Annotated in this window: 13 protein-coding genes; all 13 read left to right on the top strand. The window is 33.3% G+C overall.

The window, feature by feature from the left end:
- Nucleotide 1 precedes the first annotated feature (1 nt).
- Nucleotides 2–1,447: a DUF3570 domain-containing protein gene (locus Q0997_RS06075; RefSeq protein WP_299886083.1), complete on the top strand. Its 1,446-nt coding sequence runs from the start codon at nt 2–4 to the stop codon at nt 1,445–1,447.
- Nucleotides 1,448–1,707: 260 nt separating this feature from the next.
- Nucleotides 1,708–2,106, top strand: a complete 399-nt coding sequence (locus Q0997_RS06070; RefSeq protein WP_299886080.1) for a two-component regulator propeller domain-containing protein — start codon at nt 1,708–1,710, stop codon at nt 2,104–2,106.
- 28 nt (nt 2,107–2,134) lie between these two features.
- On the top strand, nt 2,135–3,433 hold the full coding sequence (locus tag Q0997_RS06065; RefSeq protein ID WP_299886077.1) for a hypothetical protein: 1,299 nt from the start codon (nt 2,135–2,137) through the stop codon (nt 3,431–3,433).
- 192 nt (nt 3,434–3,625) lie between these two features.
- Entirely contained in the window at nt 3,626–7,390 is a 3,765-nt protein-coding gene (locus Q0997_RS06060; RefSeq protein WP_299886074.1) for a hypothetical protein, read from the top strand.
- 84 nt (nt 7,391–7,474) lie between these two features.
- Nucleotides 7,475–10,588 carry a hypothetical protein gene (locus tag Q0997_RS06055; protein ID WP_299886071.1) on the top strand — a complete coding sequence of 1,038 codons (3,114 nt, stop codon included), beginning with the start codon at nt 7,475–7,477 and terminating at the stop codon, nt 10,586–10,588.
- Between the two features lie 127 nt (nt 10,589–10,715).
- Nucleotides 10,716–14,708 (top strand): glycosyl hydrolase, encoded by a 3,993-nt coding sequence (locus Q0997_RS06050; RefSeq protein WP_299886069.1) that lies wholly within the window; start codon nt 10,716–10,718, stop codon nt 14,706–14,708.
- Nucleotides 14,709–14,719: 11 nt separating this feature from the next.
- Nucleotides 14,720–15,499, top strand: a complete 780-nt coding sequence (locus Q0997_RS06045) for a T9SS type A sorting domain-containing protein (protein WP_299886066.1) — start codon at nt 14,720–14,722, stop codon at nt 15,497–15,499.
- Nucleotides 15,500–15,616: 117 nt separating this feature from the next.
- Nucleotides 15,617–16,645, top strand: coding sequence for a hemagglutinin protein (locus tag Q0997_RS06040; protein ID WP_299886064.1), 1,029 nt, complete (start codon nt 15,617–15,619; stop codon nt 16,643–16,645).
- 200 nt (nt 16,646–16,845) lie between these two features.
- Complete coding sequence (locus Q0997_RS06035) at nt 16,846–17,259, top strand: response regulator (RefSeq protein ID WP_299886062.1); 414 nt, start codon at nt 16,846–16,848, stop codon at nt 17,257–17,259.
- Nucleotides 17,260–17,799, top strand: a complete 540-nt coding sequence (locus Q0997_RS06030; protein WP_299886059.1) for a heme NO-binding domain-containing protein — start codon at nt 17,260–17,262, stop codon at nt 17,797–17,799. It abuts the gene before it with no gap.
- Nucleotides 17,799–19,895 (top strand): PAS domain S-box protein, encoded by a 2,097-nt coding sequence (locus tag Q0997_RS06025; RefSeq protein WP_299886056.1) that lies wholly within the window; start codon nt 17,799–17,801, stop codon nt 19,893–19,895. The genes Q0997_RS06030 and Q0997_RS06025 overlap by 1 nt, the downstream gene beginning before the upstream one ends.
- The gene (locus Q0997_RS06020; RefSeq protein ID WP_299886053.1) at nt 19,879–20,208 is read left to right on the top strand and encodes an Hpt domain-containing protein; all 330 of its coding nucleotides are present in this window, start codon (nt 19,879–19,881) and stop codon (nt 20,206–20,208) included. Before Q0997_RS06025 ends, Q0997_RS06020 begins: the two co-directional genes overlap by 17 nt.
- A gap of 9 nt (nt 20,209–20,217) precedes the next feature.
- Nucleotides 20,218–20,928 carry a LytTR family DNA-binding domain-containing protein gene (locus Q0997_RS06015; protein ID WP_299886051.1) on the top strand — a complete coding sequence of 237 codons (711 nt, stop codon included), beginning with the start codon at nt 20,218–20,220 and terminating at the stop codon, nt 20,926–20,928.
- The last annotated feature ends 337 nt before the right edge of the window (nt 20,929–21,265 follow it).

Here is a 21,265-nt window from a genome sequence, read left to right as displayed (position 1 = left end):
TATGAGAAAGTTCCTATTTTTTACTTTGTGTTTTAGTACAACGTTTGTTTTTTCGCAAACAAAACCTATAGATTCTTTAAATAGCTATAAAAAGCGAGTTTTAGAATCTACAGAGGTAGATTTTTTAATGAGTTACTATAGACAAGATGGTAATCATGCCTCAGTCACTGGCGGTATTGGTAATGAAGAACTCACAGATATTACACCAACTTTTGTAGTAGCTATTCCTTTAAATGCAGACGATGTCTTAACAGTAGATGCAGGTATTTCTGCTTATACTTCAGCTTCATCAAGTAATTTAGATCCATTTGATGCTAGTGGAGCTTCAGGAAATGGAGAAGAAGAAGATAAAAGAGCAGGAGCAGTTACAGGAAGTCCATGGGTAGCATCATCAGGAGCATCTGCTCAAGATGTTTGGGGTACAATAAATGCTAGTTATAGTCATAGTTCAGACAATAGAAACAATATTTGGACAGCCAATGTTGGTTTTGCAGCAGAATACGATTATGTATCTGCAGGATTTGGTGGTGGTTTTACAAAACTGTTTAATGAAAAAAATACAGAACTAGGAATTAAAGGACAAGTCTATTTAGATACGTGGAGTCCTAAATATCCTACCGAGTTAGATTCTTATAATGAAGCCGGACAAAATTTAAATAATGGTTTCTTTAGTAATATAGATATCTTAGATCAAAACGGCAATATAATAGATAAAAATGGACCAGTAGTTTGGTCACCATTTAACACTACTTTAATTCAAGATAAGTCAAGAAATACGTATTCATTGTCCCTTAGTTTTTCTCAAATATTAAACAAAAATGCTCAAATCTCTTTGTTTTTTGATGTTGTGCAACAAGAAGGATGGTTGGCTAACCCAATGCAACGTGTTTATTTCGCAGATAGAGATAATTATTATGTAGGTAATGCGGCAAGTATTCCAAATTATGCTACACCAGAAAATACAGACGTATTTCATTTAGCAGATGATATAGAACGTTTGCCAAATTCTAGATTTAAAATTCCAATTGGAGCACGTTTTAACTACTATCTCAATGAGACATTTGCTTTAAGAACCTACTATCGTTATTATATGGATAATTGGGGAGTAAATTCTCATACAGCTAGTATAGAGTTACCAATAAAATTAGGTTTAGGTAAATTTACGTTCTATCCAAACTATCGCTTTTACAATCAAACTGCAGCAGATTATTTTGCGCCTTATGAAACTCATTTGTCTACATCAGAATTTTATACATCAGATTATGATTTGTCTAAATTTAATAGTCATCAATATGGTTTAGGTTTTAAATATTATGATGCATTTACCAAGTTTAAAATCTTCAAATTTGGATTAAAAACTTTCGATTTAAAATATAGTATTTATGATAGAAGCGATGGCTTAAAAGCTGGGATTATATCTACAGCATTTAAATTTGTTTTAGATTAATTGTATTGATATTTATTGAAATAATTTCCCAAAGAACCTTCAAACTATATAAACAGAAAATATCTTATCAAACTTTCTTTTTAGATTAATAGCACAAGTTTGAAGGCTCTTTGGAATAAATTAAGAATTACACAGCATAAATAATATAACTTAAGTTTGTCAAGGAATAAATAATTTATATACAAAAAACTCTTAAGTAAAAACTTAAGAGTTTTTTGTATATAATAGATAATCATAATGTTATATTTTATATTTGATTTATGAGGGATAAAAAAAACTGTTTTTTTCTACTTTGCTTTTTAATTAGCATATATGCTTATGCTCAAAAGACTATAACGCCAGAACGGATTACAATAGAAGACGGTTTATCACAAGGTTATGTGTCTTCGATAATTCAAGATGAAAAGGGGTTTTTGTGGATGGGCACTAAAAATGGATTGGATAGATATGATGGAGAGCAGTTTAAAAACTTTTCTGAAGAAATAAAAGCACCCTATAATTTTAAGAGTGAAAGTATAATAGCTTTAAGAGGTGGAGATGGTTTTATCTTAATAGGAACAGAATCTGGTATTAGTTTCTATCAAAAATCAACAAAACGCTTTTTTAGCTTAAACTTCCAGACTATCCAGAATCACTTGAAAAAAAACCAAGTGTTTTAGAAATAGTGAAAGATAATTCAGGAAACTATTGGTTAGGGGAGATTATCCATCAGAAGGAGGAACCATTCGTTACGAAACCATTGGTACTGATCCAAACCGTATTTTAATTATGGATTTTGATGCGGTATTACATATTGATTTTGTTGATAATACGGATGCAACGACTACACAAGTAAAACTTTTTGAAGGAACAAACCGTATTGAAATTCATGCAACTAATATCCCAGACTTATCTAACACTAAAACTCAAGGGCTTGAAAATATAGATGGTACTGCTGCAATTATAGTACCTGGTCGTAATGCAGTTACATGGTCAGCTTCAAATGATGTCGTTGCTTTTATACCTGTAACAGGAGAAGTTGCAGACTCTTGTGGAGTAGACACTTTTATAGCTTCGCAAACCACTTTTGATTGTTCAAACTTAGGCGTAAATACTGTAACACTTACAGCTACCGATACTAATGGAAATATTACAGAACAAACTGCTACAGTAACAATTATAGATACTAATGGTTATTGTAATGAGTTACCTATCGCAGCAAAAGTAATGTTACAAGGAGCAGCAATAAACCCTAATGCTGGAGAAGAACAATTAATGAGAGATGACTTAAGAGTTAATAGTTTACTTCCGACAACAAGTCCTTATACAGATGGGAAAACAATAGATGCAGCATTATTTAATGTCACAGGAAATGATGCTATTGTCGATTGGATTTGGGTAGAAATTAGAGACGCAAATAGTGCGACTACAGTAGTTCAAGGACAATCAGCATTATTACAACGCGATGGAGATATAGTAAGCACTACAGATGGCACTTCGCCATTAGTATTTAATAGGCTTTCAGGCGATTATTATATAGCGATTAAACATAGAAATCACTTAGGTATTATGACGGCAAATACGTTTGGTTTAAATAATACATTAATGATGATCGATTTTAAAGATGCTAATAATCAGATAACCTTTGGGACAGATGCGCAAACGACATTTGGTATGCCAAATGGAGTAGTGGCTATGTGGGCAGGAGATACAAATGGAGATGGACGATTAAATTATTCAGGAGCTTTATCTGATGTGCCAGGAATAAGAAGTCAAGTATTTAACGACCCGAATAACTCTGTGTTTGGTGGACCACCAGTTGCTAGTTATCAATCTGAAGGTTATAATGGTTTCGATGTGGATATGAATGGTTTAACTGTATATTCAGGAGGATTAAGTGATGTATTACATGTTAGAAATAACATTTTTAATAATCCATCAAATTCTATATTTGGAGGTCCACCAACATTAACATATTTATTTACACAACAATTGCCAGAAAATTAAAATACTCTTCCCCCTTAATTATAATAATCAGGATTAGTACTATTTAAAGTGAAGAGGTAAATGGTGCTATTTTAAGAACTCCCAAACTAGATTTGGGAGTTTTGTTTAAAAAATGAAAAAAGTAAAAAAAAATAGGGTGTATTGTTTATTCTCTGTCATAGGTATAGGTAACAAAATTAAACAACCCTACTTATGAAAAAAATTACACTCTTCACCTTAGCATTATTATGCTTTGCGTTTTCGTTTTCACAAAATTTCAATTATCAAGCAGTAGTTAGAGATGCAGCAGATGCACCTGTAACTAATCAATCTATATCAGTATGGATAGCAATACGTATAGGAAGTCCTACGGGAAGTATTGTATATAATGAAGAACATACTGTAACTTCAAACAATCAAGGTGTTATTACTTTACCAGTAGGAGGAGGAACTTCTGGAGCTAATTTTTTGGCAATAGACTGGGCACAACAAAATCAATGGATTGAAACTCGAGTAGATGTTACAGGAGGTACTAACTATGTAACACTTGGTGTAAGTAAGTTACAACATGTTCCATATGCATTACATGCTTTAACGAGTGAATCATCTACAGACGCAGGACCCTTTGATTATACTAATAATGTAGTAAGTAATGCTAATGGAAGCGCTACTATAGATGACTTTGTTTTTGGATCGTCTCAATTAGATGTTAATGGAGGGTTTAGTCCAGCACTTAATAATAGAATGTATTTTGACAAAAGTAAAGCCGCTTTTAGAGCAGGATATACATCAGGAGATTCATGGGATGAAGACAAAGTTGGTAATCACTCTGTTGGATTAGGAGAAGGAGGTATTGCAAGTGGAAGTAATTCTTTTTCTATGGGGCGAAATGCTAATGCCACAGGGAACTATTCTGTAGCTTTTGGTTTAAATGCAGGAGGTTTTGCAGATTATGCAAGAGGTTTTGGATTAACGGCACGTGCCTTTGGGCAACATTCTACAGCAATAGGAAGACAAGTAATAGCAAACTCTATGGCAGAAACACAATTAGGACAATACAGTACGTTTGTTTCTGGTTCGGCAGATACTTGGGTACCTACAGACCGTTTATTTGTAATAGGAAATGGAGAAGAAGACATAAACTTAGCATTAAATAGTGATGCTTTAGTAATGCTAAAAAATGGTAATACAACATTACATGGAAACTTTACTATAGATGCAGATAATGTAGGCGGAAGTGCTGGATATACTTTGCCAGGGCAAGACGGAACATTAAACCAAATTATGCAAACCGATGGCGCAGGAAATGTGTCTTGGGTAACACCAGCAGCTGATGCGATACCAAATGGTGGAACTAATGGCTATGTTTTGGCTACAGATGGAGCAGGAGTGTTATCGTGGGTAACTAATGATGATGCGGATGCAGACCCAACTAACGAAATAGAATTACCAACGCAAACAGGAGAGTCAGGTAAATTCCTAACAACAGATGGTACAGCAGTTAGCTGGCAAGATGCGCCTGATGAGTTACCTACTGGAGGAGCTACGGGACAAGTATTAAGTACAGATGGTTCTGGAGTGTATTCTTGGATAAACCAAACAGCAACAGCATCTTTCACAACTACAAGTAATGTTACGAGTAATACAAATGGAACTATTGCTACAGATGATTTCGTTTTTGGTAGTTCGCAATTAGACAATCTTACAGGAGCTGATGATAATTCTAGAATGTTTTTTGATAAAAGTAAAGGCGCATTTAGAGCTGGTAATGAAGTAGATGGTTTTGGAGGTTTTGACGATGCCAATGTAGGTCCTTTTACTGTAGGATTTGGACAACGTAATGTAGCTTCAGGTTGGTATGCTTCTACGCTGGGAGGGCAACGAAATGTCTCTTCAGGATTTTATAGTATGACAATGGGAGATAATAATACAGCTTCTGGTAATTACTCAGTAGCTTTAGGTAGAGACACTAACGCATCAGGAACAGAATCTGTTGCTTTAGGATATAGTATTACTGCAGAGTCTAGAGGGCAAACCACACTTGGGCAATTAAATACAGCTGTTGCTGGTAATGCAAATGTACATGTCCCAACCGATCGCTTATTAGTTGTTGGTAATGGAACATCAGATATCAATGGTGTTAATTATTCTGATGCTTTTGTAATATTAAAAAATGGAAATACAACCTTAAATGGAACTTTAACTATAGATGGGGATAATCAAGGAATGGAAACAGGATATACTTTCCCTGCACAAGATGGTACTGCAAATCAAATAATGAGTACAGATGGTTCTGGAACAGTATCATGGATTGATGCGCCTTCAGGAGGCGGTGCTACTTTGCCAGTTGGAGGAACTAACGGACAGCTATTATCAACAGATGGTTCTGGAAATTATAGCTGGGCAACTGATGCTGTAGATGATGCCGATGCAGACGCTACTAATGAAATAGAATTGCCAACAGGAGGAACAGATGGACAAGTTTTAAAAACAGATGGATCTGGAAACTATGCATGGATTACCGATGCTGTAGATGATGCAGATGCCGATGCTACTAATGAAATAGAATTGCCAACAGGAGGAACAGATGGACAAGTTTTAAAAACTGATGGTTCAGGAAATTATGCTTGGGTAAACCAAACAGCAGCTAGTACAGTTGCTTTTTCAACAACTGCTAATGTAACCAGTAATGCACCAGGAGCTATGGCTACTGACGATTTTGTATTTGGTAGTACGCAATTAGATGATATTACGAGTGGTACTGACGATGATTCAAGAATGTTTTTTGACAAAAGTAAATGGGCATTTAGAGCAGGAAAAGCTTTTCTGGATGATTTTGATACCGCTAATGTTGGAAGAGGTTCTGTTGCTTTTGGTGAAGATAATGTTGCCAGTGGAAACTATTCATTTGTTTCAGGTTTTGGAAATACTGTTACTAATTCTGGTAGTGCATTAGGGTCAGGAAATATAGTATCTGGGCCAAATAGTTTTGCTTCAGGAAGAAACTTAATAGTAGATGGCTTATCAGAACAAGTTTTTGGTTATTATAATATAGCTTCAGGTGGCCAAACAGTTTCAGATGTCCTAACCGATCGTTTATTTGTTATTGGTAATGGTACGAGCCCTTCAGGTAGAAGTGATGCTTTGGTGATGTTGAAGAATGGAAATACAATATTGAATGGAGAGTTAACCATAGACGGAGATAATGTAGGAGGAAGTGCAGGGTATACTTTACCAGCACAAGCAGGAACTAATGGTCAAGTAATGACTACCGATGGTTCTGGTAATGTTTCTTGGGCAGCACCTGCTGCAGATGGAGATTCAGATCCAACAAATGAAATAGAATTACCTACACAAACAGGAAATTCAGGAAAAATATTAAGTACTGATGGAACTTCTCCTTCTTGGGTTGATGCACCTACTGAATTACCAACAGGTGGAACTATAGGACAAGTGTTAAAAAGTGATGGTGCTGGAGGATCTGCTTGGTCTAGTGATATTGAAGCAACAAGTGTAAAAATTGTCAATTTACCAGCCTTTAATGTAACTTCTAATTCGACCGCTTATACAACAGCAGGAGAAAAAGAAGTGGGAGATTGGAATGTTACTCATAACACAGATTTATTTAATGATGGTAACCATTTAAATATTACAAACGGACGTTTTACAGCACCTGTAAGTGGGTTATACTTTTTTTCTGCTCAGGTTAGAATAGATGGTATGAACGGGACTTCAGGAGCAGCGTATTCACGTTTAATGATTGTAAAAAATGGTGATAAAAAAACGTTTAGAAATGGATTACATTCTATCAGAAATGTAGATTCAGGTACAGCAAATTGGGATACACAAAGTGTAAGCGGTATTTTAAAATTGAATGCAAATGATTACGTTTCAGTATTTATTGAGTCTACAGGAGATACAAATTTTACACTTCAAATAGAATCTGGGTTTAATGGCTATTTGGTAAATAGATTATAAGAGTATAAAATAGGATAACAAGTATTTTAAGAGTTATAATCTTAATACAAGAATAATTTAAGAAATAACTAAACATCAAATAAAATGAAAAAAGAGAGCCTCTTCATCTTAGCATTATTTTGCTTTGGTTTTACATTTTCACAATCATTTAATTATCAAGCCGTTGTTAGAGACGCATCTAACAACGTAGTAGTTAATCAATCTATTGGTGTAGAACTTTCTGTTACAGAAGGGAATCCAGCAACAGGAACATATTTATATACAGAAACTCATACGGTTACATCTAATGGGTATGGCGTAATATCGTTATCTGTAGGAGCTGGAACATCATCAGATGATTTTAATTTGATAGACTGGTCTATTCAAGACCATTGGCTAGAAATATCAGTAGATATTACTGGAGGAACCACCTATGTTTTAATGGGGGATTCTAAACTACAACAAATACCATATGCTATGTATGCTGCAAAAAGTGGTAATGAAGGACCTTTTTCTACTACAGCTAATGTAACCAGTAATGCTAAAGGTGATCTTGCTACGGATAATTTTGTATTTGGTGGTACACAATTAGATAATGATACTGGAACATTAGCAGATGAATCTCGATTTTTTTACAATAAAAATAAAGGTGCTTTTAGAGCAGGTTATAGTGCAAATCAATGGGATGATGTTAATGTAGGTCCTGGATCTGTTGCTATGGGAACTAGTAATACCGCAAGCGGAACAAATAGTATTATGTTTGGACATTTAGGTGTCGCATCTGGTCTAAATACCATAGCTATGGGGTATAACAATACTGCATCTGGAGCAACAGCAGTTGGTATTGGTAATGGTAATACGGCTTCGGGCGTAGGAGCAATAGCTATAGGAACACAAAATACCGTAAGTGGTATTAGCGGTTCTGCATTAGGAGTTTCAAATGTAGTATCTGGTACAGCAACATCCCAAGCTATTGGTGAAGGGTTAACAGCAGAAACGTATTATCAAACAAGTATAGGAGCGTATAATACAGCAGCTACTCCTACTGGTAATACTATAACACCTAATGAAAATGATCGCCTATTTGTAATAGGTAATGGATATGATGATCTTTTTAATGCTAGTGTTGTTAGAAGTGATGCTTTAGTGATGTTAAGAAATGGAAATACAACCTTAAACGGGGCATTAACCATAGATGGAGATAATGCAGGGGCAGGAGCAGCATATACTTTACCAGCACAAGCAGGAACAGATGGTCAGGTAATGAGTATAGATAATTCAGGTAATGTGTCTTGGGTAACTAACGATGCAAATGCAATACCCAATGGAGGTACCAATGGTTTTGTGATGCAAACAGATGGGGCAGGAAATTATACATGGGTAACTAATAATGATGCAGATGCAGATGCAACCAACGAAATAGAGTTGCCAACTGGAGGAATAGACGGACAAGTATTAAAAACGAATGGTAGCGGAGTATACACCTGGGTAGATAATCCAACACCTGCTTTTTCTACAACAGCTAATGTAACCAGTAATGCTCCAGGTAATATAGCTACCGATAGTTTTGTATTTGGTAGTACACAATTAAATAATGCAATTGGAACAAATGATGATGTTAGAATGTTTTTTGATACGTCTAGAGATGGTGCTTTTAGAGTTGGTAGAGCCACAGGAACACAATGGGATGCTAGTAATGTTGGAATCTCATCATTTGCTCATGGATTCAACACAACAGCTTCTGGATATGCCTCTATAGCTTTTGGGGCTTTTTCCACAGCATCAGGAAGCTTTGGTATTGCTATGGGAGATTTTAATCAAGCAACAGGAAACAATTCTGTTGCTATTGGGCAACGATTAGTTTCAGAATCTTTTAACCAGATGAGTATTGGTACATATAATACAGCGGAAACGCCAGTTTCTACAGCGACATTTAATGCTGCAGATCGTTTGTTTGTTATTGGAAACGGTACAGATGTCAATGATAAAAGTGATGCATTAGTAATTCGCAAATCAGGGAATGCAACGTTGAATGGTAGTTTAACTATTGATGGAGATAATGCAGGTACAGGAGCAGCATATACCTTACCAGCACAAGATGGTACTTCTGCAGGTCAAGTAATGACTACCAATGCATCTGGAACTGTAAGTTGGACAGACGCTGCTTCTGGTGGTGCTTTTTCTACAACAACAAATGTAACTAGTAATACTTCTGGAGATATTGCTACAGACGATTTTGTTTTTGGGAGTACACAATTAGATGATGATACAAGTACCACAAATGATAATAGGCGTATGTTTTTTGATAAAAGTAAAGGTGCTATTAGGGCAGGGCTTATGAGTTCGAATAATTGGGATAGCGTTAACTTAGGAGGTGATTCTGCAGCTTTTGGGGCAAATACCATAGCAAGTGGTTTAGGGACCTTTTCTGCTGGAGCATTCAGTGATGCCTCAGGAAATTATTCAACAGCTTTTGGATATAGTAGCGATGCTTCAGGGAGTTATTCTACGTCAACAGGAAATGCAACATTAGCCGAAAGTTATGCGCAAACTACAATAGGTACATATAATACAATACAAACAGGAAATGCTACAAATTATGTGGCTACTGACCGTTTATTTGTTATTGGTAATGGTACAAATTCTGGTAGTGAAAGTGATGCCATGGTGGTCTTAAAAAATGGAAATACAACCATTAATGGAGAAGTAACGGTAGAAGAGCTAAAAGTAAATACATTACCTGCATTTAATGCAGTGCCAACTACCTTAATAAGTAATCAAACAACAACTGGAGCTTTTGTTAAAATAACAAATTGGACAGATACAGGAGGACAATTGCACAATAGTGGAGATTTTAACCCAACTACAGGAGAGTTTACAGCTCCAGTTGATGGCTTATATATGGTTTCAACGCAAGTTAGAGTAGATGGTATAGATCCAGTAGCTGCAGGCTCAGGAACCTATAGTTATAGCCGTGTGGTTGTTGGAGTAGATCCGGTTGGAGCTGTTGGCCCAACCTATAGTTTTACAGGAGGAATGCACTCTTTAATAAATGCAGATACACCAACTACCGGAACATGGATAATGCATAGTATTAGCGGGGTAATGAAACTAAATGCAGGCGATGCTATTTTTGTTGGAGTGTTCTCTCAATCAGATACTTCTTGGTCTATTATTGGAGAATCTGGATTTAGTGCGTATTTAGTAAATAAGTTGTAATACCATATAATTGATTTAATGGTTATCTGGTAAATAAATTATAGTAACAAAATAGGGTGAAAGGCTTTTTTATAGTCTTAATTATAGTGTAAGAATAATTATAAAGTTAAGTTTAAATCAATTCAATATGAAAAAAATTACAATACTATTTTTATTATTTTGTAGTCTTTCTGCATTTTCTCAAAACTCAAACACGCCTTGGATGAAATCTTTGGATAAAAGTGGAAATGAGAAGCCAACTTTTAAAGAGGTTCAAGATGCTTTTGAATCACATTGGTTAACTCATGATAAAAGTGCTAAAGGTAGTGGCTATAAACCTTTTAAACGATTTGAGAATATATGGAGCTCTCGTGTTAACGAAAATGGCCATTTACCAACAGCTCAAGACCTTTGGAGTGCTTGGCAATATAAAAAGGCATTTGGACAAGCCAACATGATGATGGATCAAAGTAATTGGCAATCTATTGGACCTTTCGATTATACCCAAGCTAATGCTCAACCTGCAGGAATGGGACGTTTAAACTGTATTACAATAGATCCTAGTAATAGTAATACTTGGTATGTAGGCGCTCCAGGAGGTGGATTATGGCGTACAACAGATTCAGGAAATTCATGGACAGTTTTAACAGATGAAATGCCAAGAGTTAGTGTCTCTGCAATTGCAGTAGATTATAATGACCCTAATACAATTTATATAACAACTGGTGATGATGATGGTGTTTATGTTTATGCTGCTTCAACAGGTGTACATAAATCTACAGATGGTGGATTAACATGGACGGCTACAGGATTAAATGCGAGTAACTTAAATGGAAGTGCAGCGCTAAGTGAAATTTTTATAGATCCAACTAATTCAAATAAATTAATTTGTTCTGGAACAGATGGAGTATATACAACCACAGATGCTGGCGTGACTTGGACACAAACATTAAACGGAAATAATATTCGTGATATGCGTTTAAAACCAGGTGATGCGCAAACGGTATATGCAGTAAGTCCAACAGCATTTTATAAATCTACAGATGGTGGTTCAAATTTTACACAAATAACCAGTGGAATGCCTACAAATACTCATCGTATGGTAATAGATGTGACGCCTGCAAATGCTAATTATGTGTATTTATTTTCTGTAGATGCAACAAATACATGGCAACATGGTATCTACAGGTCTACAGATAGTGGAGATAATTTTAGTTTAAGAAACACAGATACTTTTACATTAATAGGAAATCAACAAGTATGGTATAACATGGCTATAGGTGTTTCAGATATTGATGCAAACGAAGTTTATGTTGGGACTATGGATGTTTGGCGCTCTTCAAATGGAGGAACGTCATGGAGTAAATTAAATCGTTGGGATCAATTAACAGATGCCTACACTCATGCTGATATACATTCATTGCGAGCTCATAATGGACGTATGTTTTGTACTAGTGATGGCGGAATATATTCAACAGTAGATAATGGTACAACATTTCAAGATCATAGTGCAGGCTTACAAATAGGGGAATTTTTTAATGTAGCAGTTGCAGTAGGAAATGTTAATAATGTTTCAGGTGGTTTACAAGATAACGGTGGTTTTGGACTTGGGGTTAATGGAGATTGGAGAGGTTACCATCCTGGAGATGGAATAAATACATTAATAACACCTGCAGATGATAATACTTATTACGGGTTTATACAAGGTGGACAGCGTTTATATATATCTAATAGAGCAGATGGTTATATTACTTGGGTTGGTAAACCAGCAAACGCAGGAACAGGAGTTTGGGAGACACCTTTAGCATCAGACAGTAATGGAGAAATATATGCAGCTTGGGATAGACTCTTTAAGTTAAACAAGAATACAAATACATGGGAAACAGTAGGAACTGTTGTAACTGGCTATACAGATGAGCTAGAAATAGCACCTTCAGATCCTATGAGAATAGTCTCTTCTGGTCACCAAAATTTACGTGTTAGTACAGATGGAGGTGTAACTTACGATTTTGACACTAATGTTGTTGGTAATGCCATTTCAGATATTGCCATACATCAAACAAATCCAGATATTATGTGGATAACCACAGATGGTGATTATGCCAATAAAGGTGTGTTTAAAACTACAGATGGAGGCTATACTTGGACAGATATAACTAACAATTTTCCTGCTGGAGAGTTTCCAACAACAGTAGTACATCAAGGAGATCATCCATTAAACCCTATTTTTGTTGCTACCGATTTAGGCGTCTATAGATTAGATGATAGTAGTCCAGACTGGGAGCCTTTTTTTATTAATCTTCCTAACACAGACATTCGAGATTTAGAAATTAATCTAGACGATCAATCTATTACAGCTGCAACTTATGGACGAGGCTTATGGCGTTCTACTATTCCTGTACAATTGCATGCAAATGATGTACGTTTAATTGCAATAAGCAATCCAATCTCTAATAGCATGACCTGTGGAGCAACTACAGCTCAAATTTTATTAAAAAACAATGGACTCAATACTATTAATTCTATAGATATCTCTTATACAATTGATGGAGGAACTTCTAGTAGTTTTAATTGGAATGGTACGCTATTATCTACAGAGCAAATTACTGTTAATCTTCCAGAAATGGAATTAAATACAGGTTCGCATAGTTTAGGTGTTATTATTAACATTAGCAACGATGCTAATATTGCAAACAATAATAAAACGGTAAATTTCTTAGTAAATGAAACAGGAGAATTAAATGTAGTAAACTCTTTTGAAACTGCAAGTGACGAGTTATTAATAGTAAACAATGTATGGGAACGCGGTGTGCCTAGTGGGACGAGTTTAAATGCAACAGCTACAGGGACAAGTGCTTACGGCACAAATTTATCTGGAAACTATCCTGCAGATACAGAAGCTTATTTAATGTCAAATTGTTACGATTTTACACTAATATCTAACCCTATACTTAAATTTCAAATGGCTTTTGAGTTAGAGACAGATTGGGATTGGGGTAATGTTGAATATTCTATAGACGGCGGGAGTAATTGGGCAATTTTAGGAACGGTTAATAGCCAACCTAATTGGTATAATAGTTCAGATTCTGATGCAACTGGAACTTGTTTTAATTGTCCTGGAGCACAATGGACAGGGAATGCTACAACGATGACTGAGTATGCTTATAATTTTACAGCTAATGCAACTTTAGGAGAAACAGATCTTACAACTGCAGATAATATTACTTTTAGAATTGCATTGCATTCTGATAATATTGAGAATAGAGAAGGAATGGTTATTGACGATTTTGTTATAGAAGGAACACAAATAGTAAGTAGAGTAAGTCCAAAAGCTTATTTGCAAGGCGCATTATTAAATCCAAATGTAGGAGAAGAGCATTTAATGAGAGATGATTTAAGAATAGCTGGACTAATTCCTACTATTAGCCCTTATTCAGATGGGTTAACATGTGATTTGTCTGTTTTTAATACTGGTGGAACTTCAGGAACAGGAGCAAATAATGATGATATAGTGGATTGGGTTTTTGTAGAATTAAGAGACGCAATAGATAATACTGTTTTAAGAATAAGCCAATCTGCTTTGTTACAACGTGATGGTGATATTGTAAATTTTGATGGTATTTCAAGCTTAGAATTTAATATAGCAAATACGGATTATTATTTAGTTGTTAAGCATCGTAATCATTTGGGAGTAATGACGGTAAATGCAGTAACATTATCAGGAGCAACAACTACAATAGATTTTACTAATGCAAGTAGTTCAATTACTTTTGGTACAGATGCGCAAACAACATTTGGTATGCCAAATGGAGTAGTAGCTATGTGGGCTGGAGATACAAATGGAGATGGACGATTAAATTATTCAGGAGCTTTATCTGATGTTCCAGGAATAAGAAGTCAAGTGTTTAACGACCCGGATAACTCTGTGTTTGGTGGACCACCAGTTGCTAGTTATCAATCTGAAGGTTATAATGGTACCGATGTGGATATGAATGGTTTAACTGTGTATTCAGGAGGATCAAGTGATGTATTACATGTTAGAAATAACATTTTTAATAATCCATCAAATTCTATATTTGGAGGTCCACCAACATCAACATATTTATTTACACAACAATTGCCAGAAGGCGCAAATAATTAAAAACAAAAAAAATGAAAACAAGATTATTATTACTAATTGCTTTAATGTTTGGATTAACACTACAAGCTCAAAACTATCAATTGACACTTATCCAGAATAATAACTATAACTTTTCTGTAGCAGCAGTTCCAGACTTTAATTCTACTGCACCACATCCATACATTAATGATCAAAACTTTACAGTATTATTACCAGATAATGTTACTATTTCTAATGTAACAGGAGGTTATTCTGTACCAGTGTTTACAAGTTTACCAGCACCTAATACAGCTGAAGATGCTATTGCATTTAATCTAGTACAAGATGTAGTCTTACCTGCACATACAGCAGGTACACCAATTATTTTAACAACATTTGATGTTGATGGCTCTCCAACTTCAGGTTCAATAACTTTATTAGATAATACCTCTTCGTTAGCTATGGCAGCCCCAAGTATTTTTAATTCATTCTTTATAGGTACATTATCAGGGAATCTTGTGGATACAGCAACAGATAACTATGTGGGTCAAATGGGAACAACAACTTACGAATTTTTTACTTTGGGTACTGTTGAAAACGAATTAACAGGGTATTCAATATTTCCAAATCCAGCAAAAGATGTTGTAACAATTAAAGGTTTAGAAAACAACTTAAAAAGTGTTGAGATTTATAATATTTCAGGGCAAAAAGTAATGACAGCGGTAAATAATTTAGAGACTATTAATATTAGTAAATTACAATCTGGAGTTTACTTTGTAAAGTTAAGTACAGAAGAAGCAAATACAACAATAAAGCTTATTAAAAAGGGATAAAATATTAACTTTTGTGTATTTCATCGAATAAAGTAATATAAATGATTTGAATAACCATCAAATGTTGTATATTTTTTTACTTTTGTTTTAGTACATTAAATTAAGATCAAATTAATTATGAAGAATAAATTATTAGTAATAGGATTGTTGACTGCTGTGTTCGCATTTGGTCAAAGCATAGAACGTCAAGTTATAGGGAGTTCTGGATCTACATTAAGTAATGGTAGTGTATCAATTGATTTTACAGTAGGAGAATTAGTCGTAACAACCATATCTGATGGTACTACAACTTTAACGCAAGGTTTTCACCAACAAACAATACAATTAGGAATAAAAGTAAATCCTATTGCTTTTTTACAAGGCGCTTTATTAAATAGTTCTAATAATTTAATGCGCGATGATTTACGTAGTACACTTTTAACGACTACTTCTCCTTATGCAGATGCTTTAACATGTGATGTTACGGTTTTCGATTTAGGAGGAACATCTGGAACAGGTGTTACTAGTGATGATATTGTTGATTGGGTATTTATCGAGCTTAGAGATGAAAATGATAATACTTTAGTAAGAGCTAGTCAATCTGCTTTATTACAACGTGATGGAGACATAGTTGGAGTAGACGGAGTATCAGATTTAGAGTTTAATGTTATGGCTAGAAATTATCATGTTGTTGTAAAACATAGAAATCACTTAGGTATAATGACAGCTAATACTGTAGCGTTATCCAATACACTTGTAACAGTAGATTTTACAGATGCAAATAATCAAATTACTTTTGGAACAGATGCTCAAACTACTTTTGGTATGCCAACAGACACAGTAGCTATGTGGGCAGGAGATTCTAATGGAGATGGACGATTAAATTATTCAGGAGGATTATCAGATGTTCCACCTATAAGAAGTCAAGTCTTTAATGATCCTGATAATTCAGTATTTGGTGGACCTCCAGTAGCAAGTTATCAATCTGAAGGCTTATTTGATACTGATATAGATATGGATGGATTAACCGTATATTCAGGTGCAGCTAGTGATGTATTACATGTTAGAAATAATATATTTAATAATCCATCGAACTCTGTATTTGGTGGACCTCCAACATCTACTTATTTATTTACGCAACAATTACCTGAAGGCGCTAATAATTAAGATAAAAATATTACAAACAAAATATAAGGCCACCTATTCAAATAGGTGGCCTTATATTTTGTAATAAGATATTTTTGTTATTTCCATTCGTCGACAGTTAAAGGTTACTCACCGACACTTATTATAGGTTAAACGAAATAGAATAATAAGTTTATGGAATTAAACTATTTTTCAGCTTTATTATATAAAACTCTCCCTCTATGAGCAAAATACTAAACGTTCTATTAATAGAAGATGACACTATAGAAGTCATGAAATTGAATAGGACAATTTCGAAGTTAAATCTTAATCATAATATCATTGAAGCTAATAATGGAGAAGATGCTCTTGAAATTTTAGAAAAAAAAGGGGTGCTTCCTGATATTATTTTATTAGATTTAAATATGCCAAAAATTAATGGTATAGAATTTTTAACAATTTTAAAGAATAACGATATTCTAAAGTATATTCCTACCATTATACTTACTACATCCAACAATCAAAAGGACCTTTTAGAATGCTATAAAATTGGTATTGCTGGATATGTTTTAAAACCATTAAAATACGAGGATTATGTCTCTAAAATTGAAAAACTATTAGCCTATTGGAGTATAAACGAATTAATAAAAATATAAATGAAAGGTATTGTATTTACAGAGTTTTTAGATTTAGTTGAAGATAAATTTGGATTAGAAATGGTCGATAAAATCATTACACAATCTAAATTAGAATCTCAAGGTGTCTATACAGCAGTAGGAACTTATAAGTTTTCCGAAATGTTAGAGCTATTAAAAAACTTAAGTAACAATACAGGTATTGCAATAGATGATTTATTATTAGTATATGCAGAACATTTTTTTAGTGTTTTAGAGGATAGTTATCCTGGGCTTTTAGCAACTTATAAAGATCCTATAGAAATGTTAGCATCAATTGAAAACCATATTCATGTTGAGGTTAGAAAAATATATCCAGATGCAGAACTACCTACCTTTATTGTTGAAGAAAAAACAGAAAATTCATTAATTATGATTTATAAATCTAGTCGAGCAATGCATCATTTTGGCTTAGGTTTAATGAATAAAACATTCGAACATTTTAATAGTACTGCAACTATCGTTCTTGAAAAAATAAAGGAAGACGGTACAGAAGTTAAATTTATCATTAATAAAAATTAATGAGTCAAGAAGATATTGACATATTAAAACGTGCACTGCAAAGAGAAAAAGCGGCTAGAAAAGCTGCTGAGAAAATTTTAGAAGAAAAGTCAAGAGAGCTTTACCAAACGTCTTTAAAATTAGAGCAACTTCTAGACGAAAAATCATCACAACTTCAAGGAGTTTTTGAAAACATTCTAGATGCCTATGTAGTTATGGATCTTAAAGGCAATATTATTAAGTTTAATGAAGCTGCAACTCACTTTTTTGGTTATAATATTGAAGAAGAATCCGTAAATGTTATAGATCTTATATATAAAGAAGATATGCAATATGCAATGTCTTCTTTTATGGATTTACAAGGCAAAGGTTTTTTTAAAAACTATGAAGCTAGAGTGTATACTAAATCTAAAGCAGTTAAATGGGTACATATCAATGCAAGTATTGTTTTTGATAAGGATAAAAAACCAATAGCTGCTCAAGGCATCGTTAGAGATATTACAGAAGATAGGCGAACACGAGAATTAATTGAAGAACAAAAAAAACAATTAGATACTATTGTTGATAATGCACCTTTTGGAATTGCGCTTACGCAATTAGGCCAGATGATAAAAACCAATGCAGCGTTTCAAAATTTATTAGGTTTCAATGCAGAAGAATTAAAACAAAAAACAATTAAAGATGTTTCATTTATAGAAGATTTTCCCGAATCTAAAGCGCTTTTAACAAAAATGAATTCTGGTACTCTAGATAATTTTGTAATTGATAAGCGATATAAGAAAAAAGACGGCTCATTTATATGGGCGAAAACGAATGTAAATGCTGTAAGAGATAGCTATAATAATATAAAATACCAAGTTGCTTTAATTGAAGATATAACGTCTGAAAGGGAGAAAACATTAATTATAGATATGATTAATGACGTGGCTAAATCTATATTAGGAAAAATAGATATCTATGAAATAGCACAAGAAATTACTACTAATATTGCAGCCTTTTTAGGAACAGAAGATTGTGTTATTTATCTTGTTAATAAAGATATTGGTACAATAGAGAAAATAGCAGCATACGGAGAGGACATTAATTATAAAAATGCTTCAGATAACAAGTTTAGTTTGCAATTAGGAAAAGGTATTGTTGGTAGAGTTGCTAAATCAAAGAAAGCAAAAATAATAAATGATACTTCTCAAGAACCAGATTATGTAATTGATGGGCAAAGGCGTTTTTCAGAATTAACAGTGCCTATTTTAAATGATGGTGAAGTTATTGGTATTATTGATTCCGAGCATATAGATAAAAATTACTTTACTAAAGCACATTTAAAAACGATTAAGAATATAGCAAGTTTAGTTGCAATGCAATTAAAGAGTGCAATTAATTTAAGAGAAAGACAAAAAGTTGAAAATAGAAATAAAACACTTTTAAAAGCTCTTGAAAAAAGTAATGATGAACTTCAAGAATATGCTCATATAGTGTCTCACGATTTAAAATCACCATTGCGAAGTATTTATGCTCTAGTAAGTTGGTTAAAAGAAGATAATATAGGGAATTTAGACGCTGCTAGCCTTCAAAACATAAAGCATATAGAAACGACACTTGAAAAAATGGAACAGCTTATTTCAGATGTGTTAAACTATTCAAGTGTAAGCGCAGATAATTCTCAAATATCAAATGTAGATTTAAATAGTGTAGTTAAAGAATTAATTAAAATACTATACATTCCAGAACACATAGAAATTAAGGTTCATAACACCTTACCAATTATAAAAGGGGACAAAACAAAATTACAGCAATTATTTCAAAACCTCATTAGTAATGCCGTTAAGTTTATAGATAAAGATAAAGGTTATATTGATATTGATGTAGTAGAACAAACAGAGCAATATCAATTTTCAATTAAAGATAATGGCATTGGTATTGATGAAAAATTTTATGACAAAATTTTTAAAATTTTTAATACATTAAATAAAAGTGAAGATTCTACTGGAATAGGATTATCTATAGTAAAGAAGATTGTTAACTTACATAATGGAAACATATGGTTAGAATCTGAAATAGAAAAAGGCACTACTTTTTATTTTACCTTAAAAAAAGCCCCTAATGAAACACCTAAATGAACAACCTAATTCATCATATATAGATAGCTTGTCTGGAGGAGATAGTATCTTTAAAGCAAAACTAATAGCTGTTATAAAGAAGGAATTTCCTGAAGAAAAAGCAATTTATATAAAAAACATTGAAGCAAAAAACTATGAAGAAGCTTCTGGAAACGTGCATAAACTTAAACATAAAATTAGTATTTTAGGTCTTGAAAAGAGTTATGAGATTGCTGTAGATTATGAAAATAATTTAGATGAAGGTAATACAACTCTAAAAGATGATTTTGAAAGCATCTTAGAAAACATTACTAATTATTTGACCACGATTTAACGTATTTATATGAATTGTATTATTATAGATGATGAAACTACTGCAAGAGTTATTATAAATCAATTATGTTCACAAATAAAAGAATTAAACGTTCTTGAAGAATTTCCAAATGCAATTCAAGCTATGAAGTATTTAAATCAAAATGAGGTTGACCTCATTTTTTTAGATATACATATGCCAGATTTTACAGGTTTCGATTTTATACAAAGTTTAAAAAATCCTCCAAAAATAATTTTAACGACTTCAGATTCTAAATTTGCAATTGATGCTTTTGAGTACGATTGTATTGTTGATTATTTAGTGAAACCAATACTATTACCACGTTTTGAAAAGGCTATTCAAAAAGCGAAAAATTTTTCGATAAAAGAAGAGCACACTGTTTTAAATACTAATACAGAAACATCTTCTGGTAACGATTTATATATTAATATAGATAGACGTCTTATTAAGATAGATATACCTAGTATATACCTTATAGAAGCTAAAGGCGATTATATTAATGTAAAGACAGAAGATAAAAATTATACAGTACATTCTACTTTAAAAAAAATAGAAGAGAAATTACCTGAAGATTTGTTTTTAAAAGTACACCGTTCTTATGTTATTAATATTAAAAAAATAATTGATATAGAAGACAATAGTGTACTTATTAAAAAAGACGTTATTCCAGTAAGTCGATCTAATAGACCAGAGTTAATGAAACGACTTAACCTATTATAATACCACATATCTACATTTATTTGCATCTCAACTTTTTAGAATGATATACTATCTAAAAATAATAGTCTTACTAAAAGAGACCTTTTATATTTGATTAAAATTCTGCATAACGTGTAGGTTTAATAGTAGCTTAGAAATCGTCTAAAATATATTTTTTAGGCGATTTCTTTTTAGTCACTTTTTTCGTGCAAAATATCTGTTAATCGTGTTTTTTAATCATTTAATCGATAGCAATGCGTTTTTTGTCGAAAAATTCAGATGATATTTAATATGTGTTTATATATTTGTAGTATAATTCTACCTTAATTACGAAGTAATAGCAGTCGAAAAGGCAAAA

The sequence above is a fragment of the uncultured Lacinutrix sp. genome (assembly GCF_947500325.1).
GTDB lineage: Bacteria > Bacteroidota > Bacteroidia > Flavobacteriales > Flavobacteriaceae > Lacinutrix.
The sequence above is the reverse complement of the archived record's forward strand: the minus strand, read 5'-3'. Positions and strand labels throughout refer to the sequence as shown.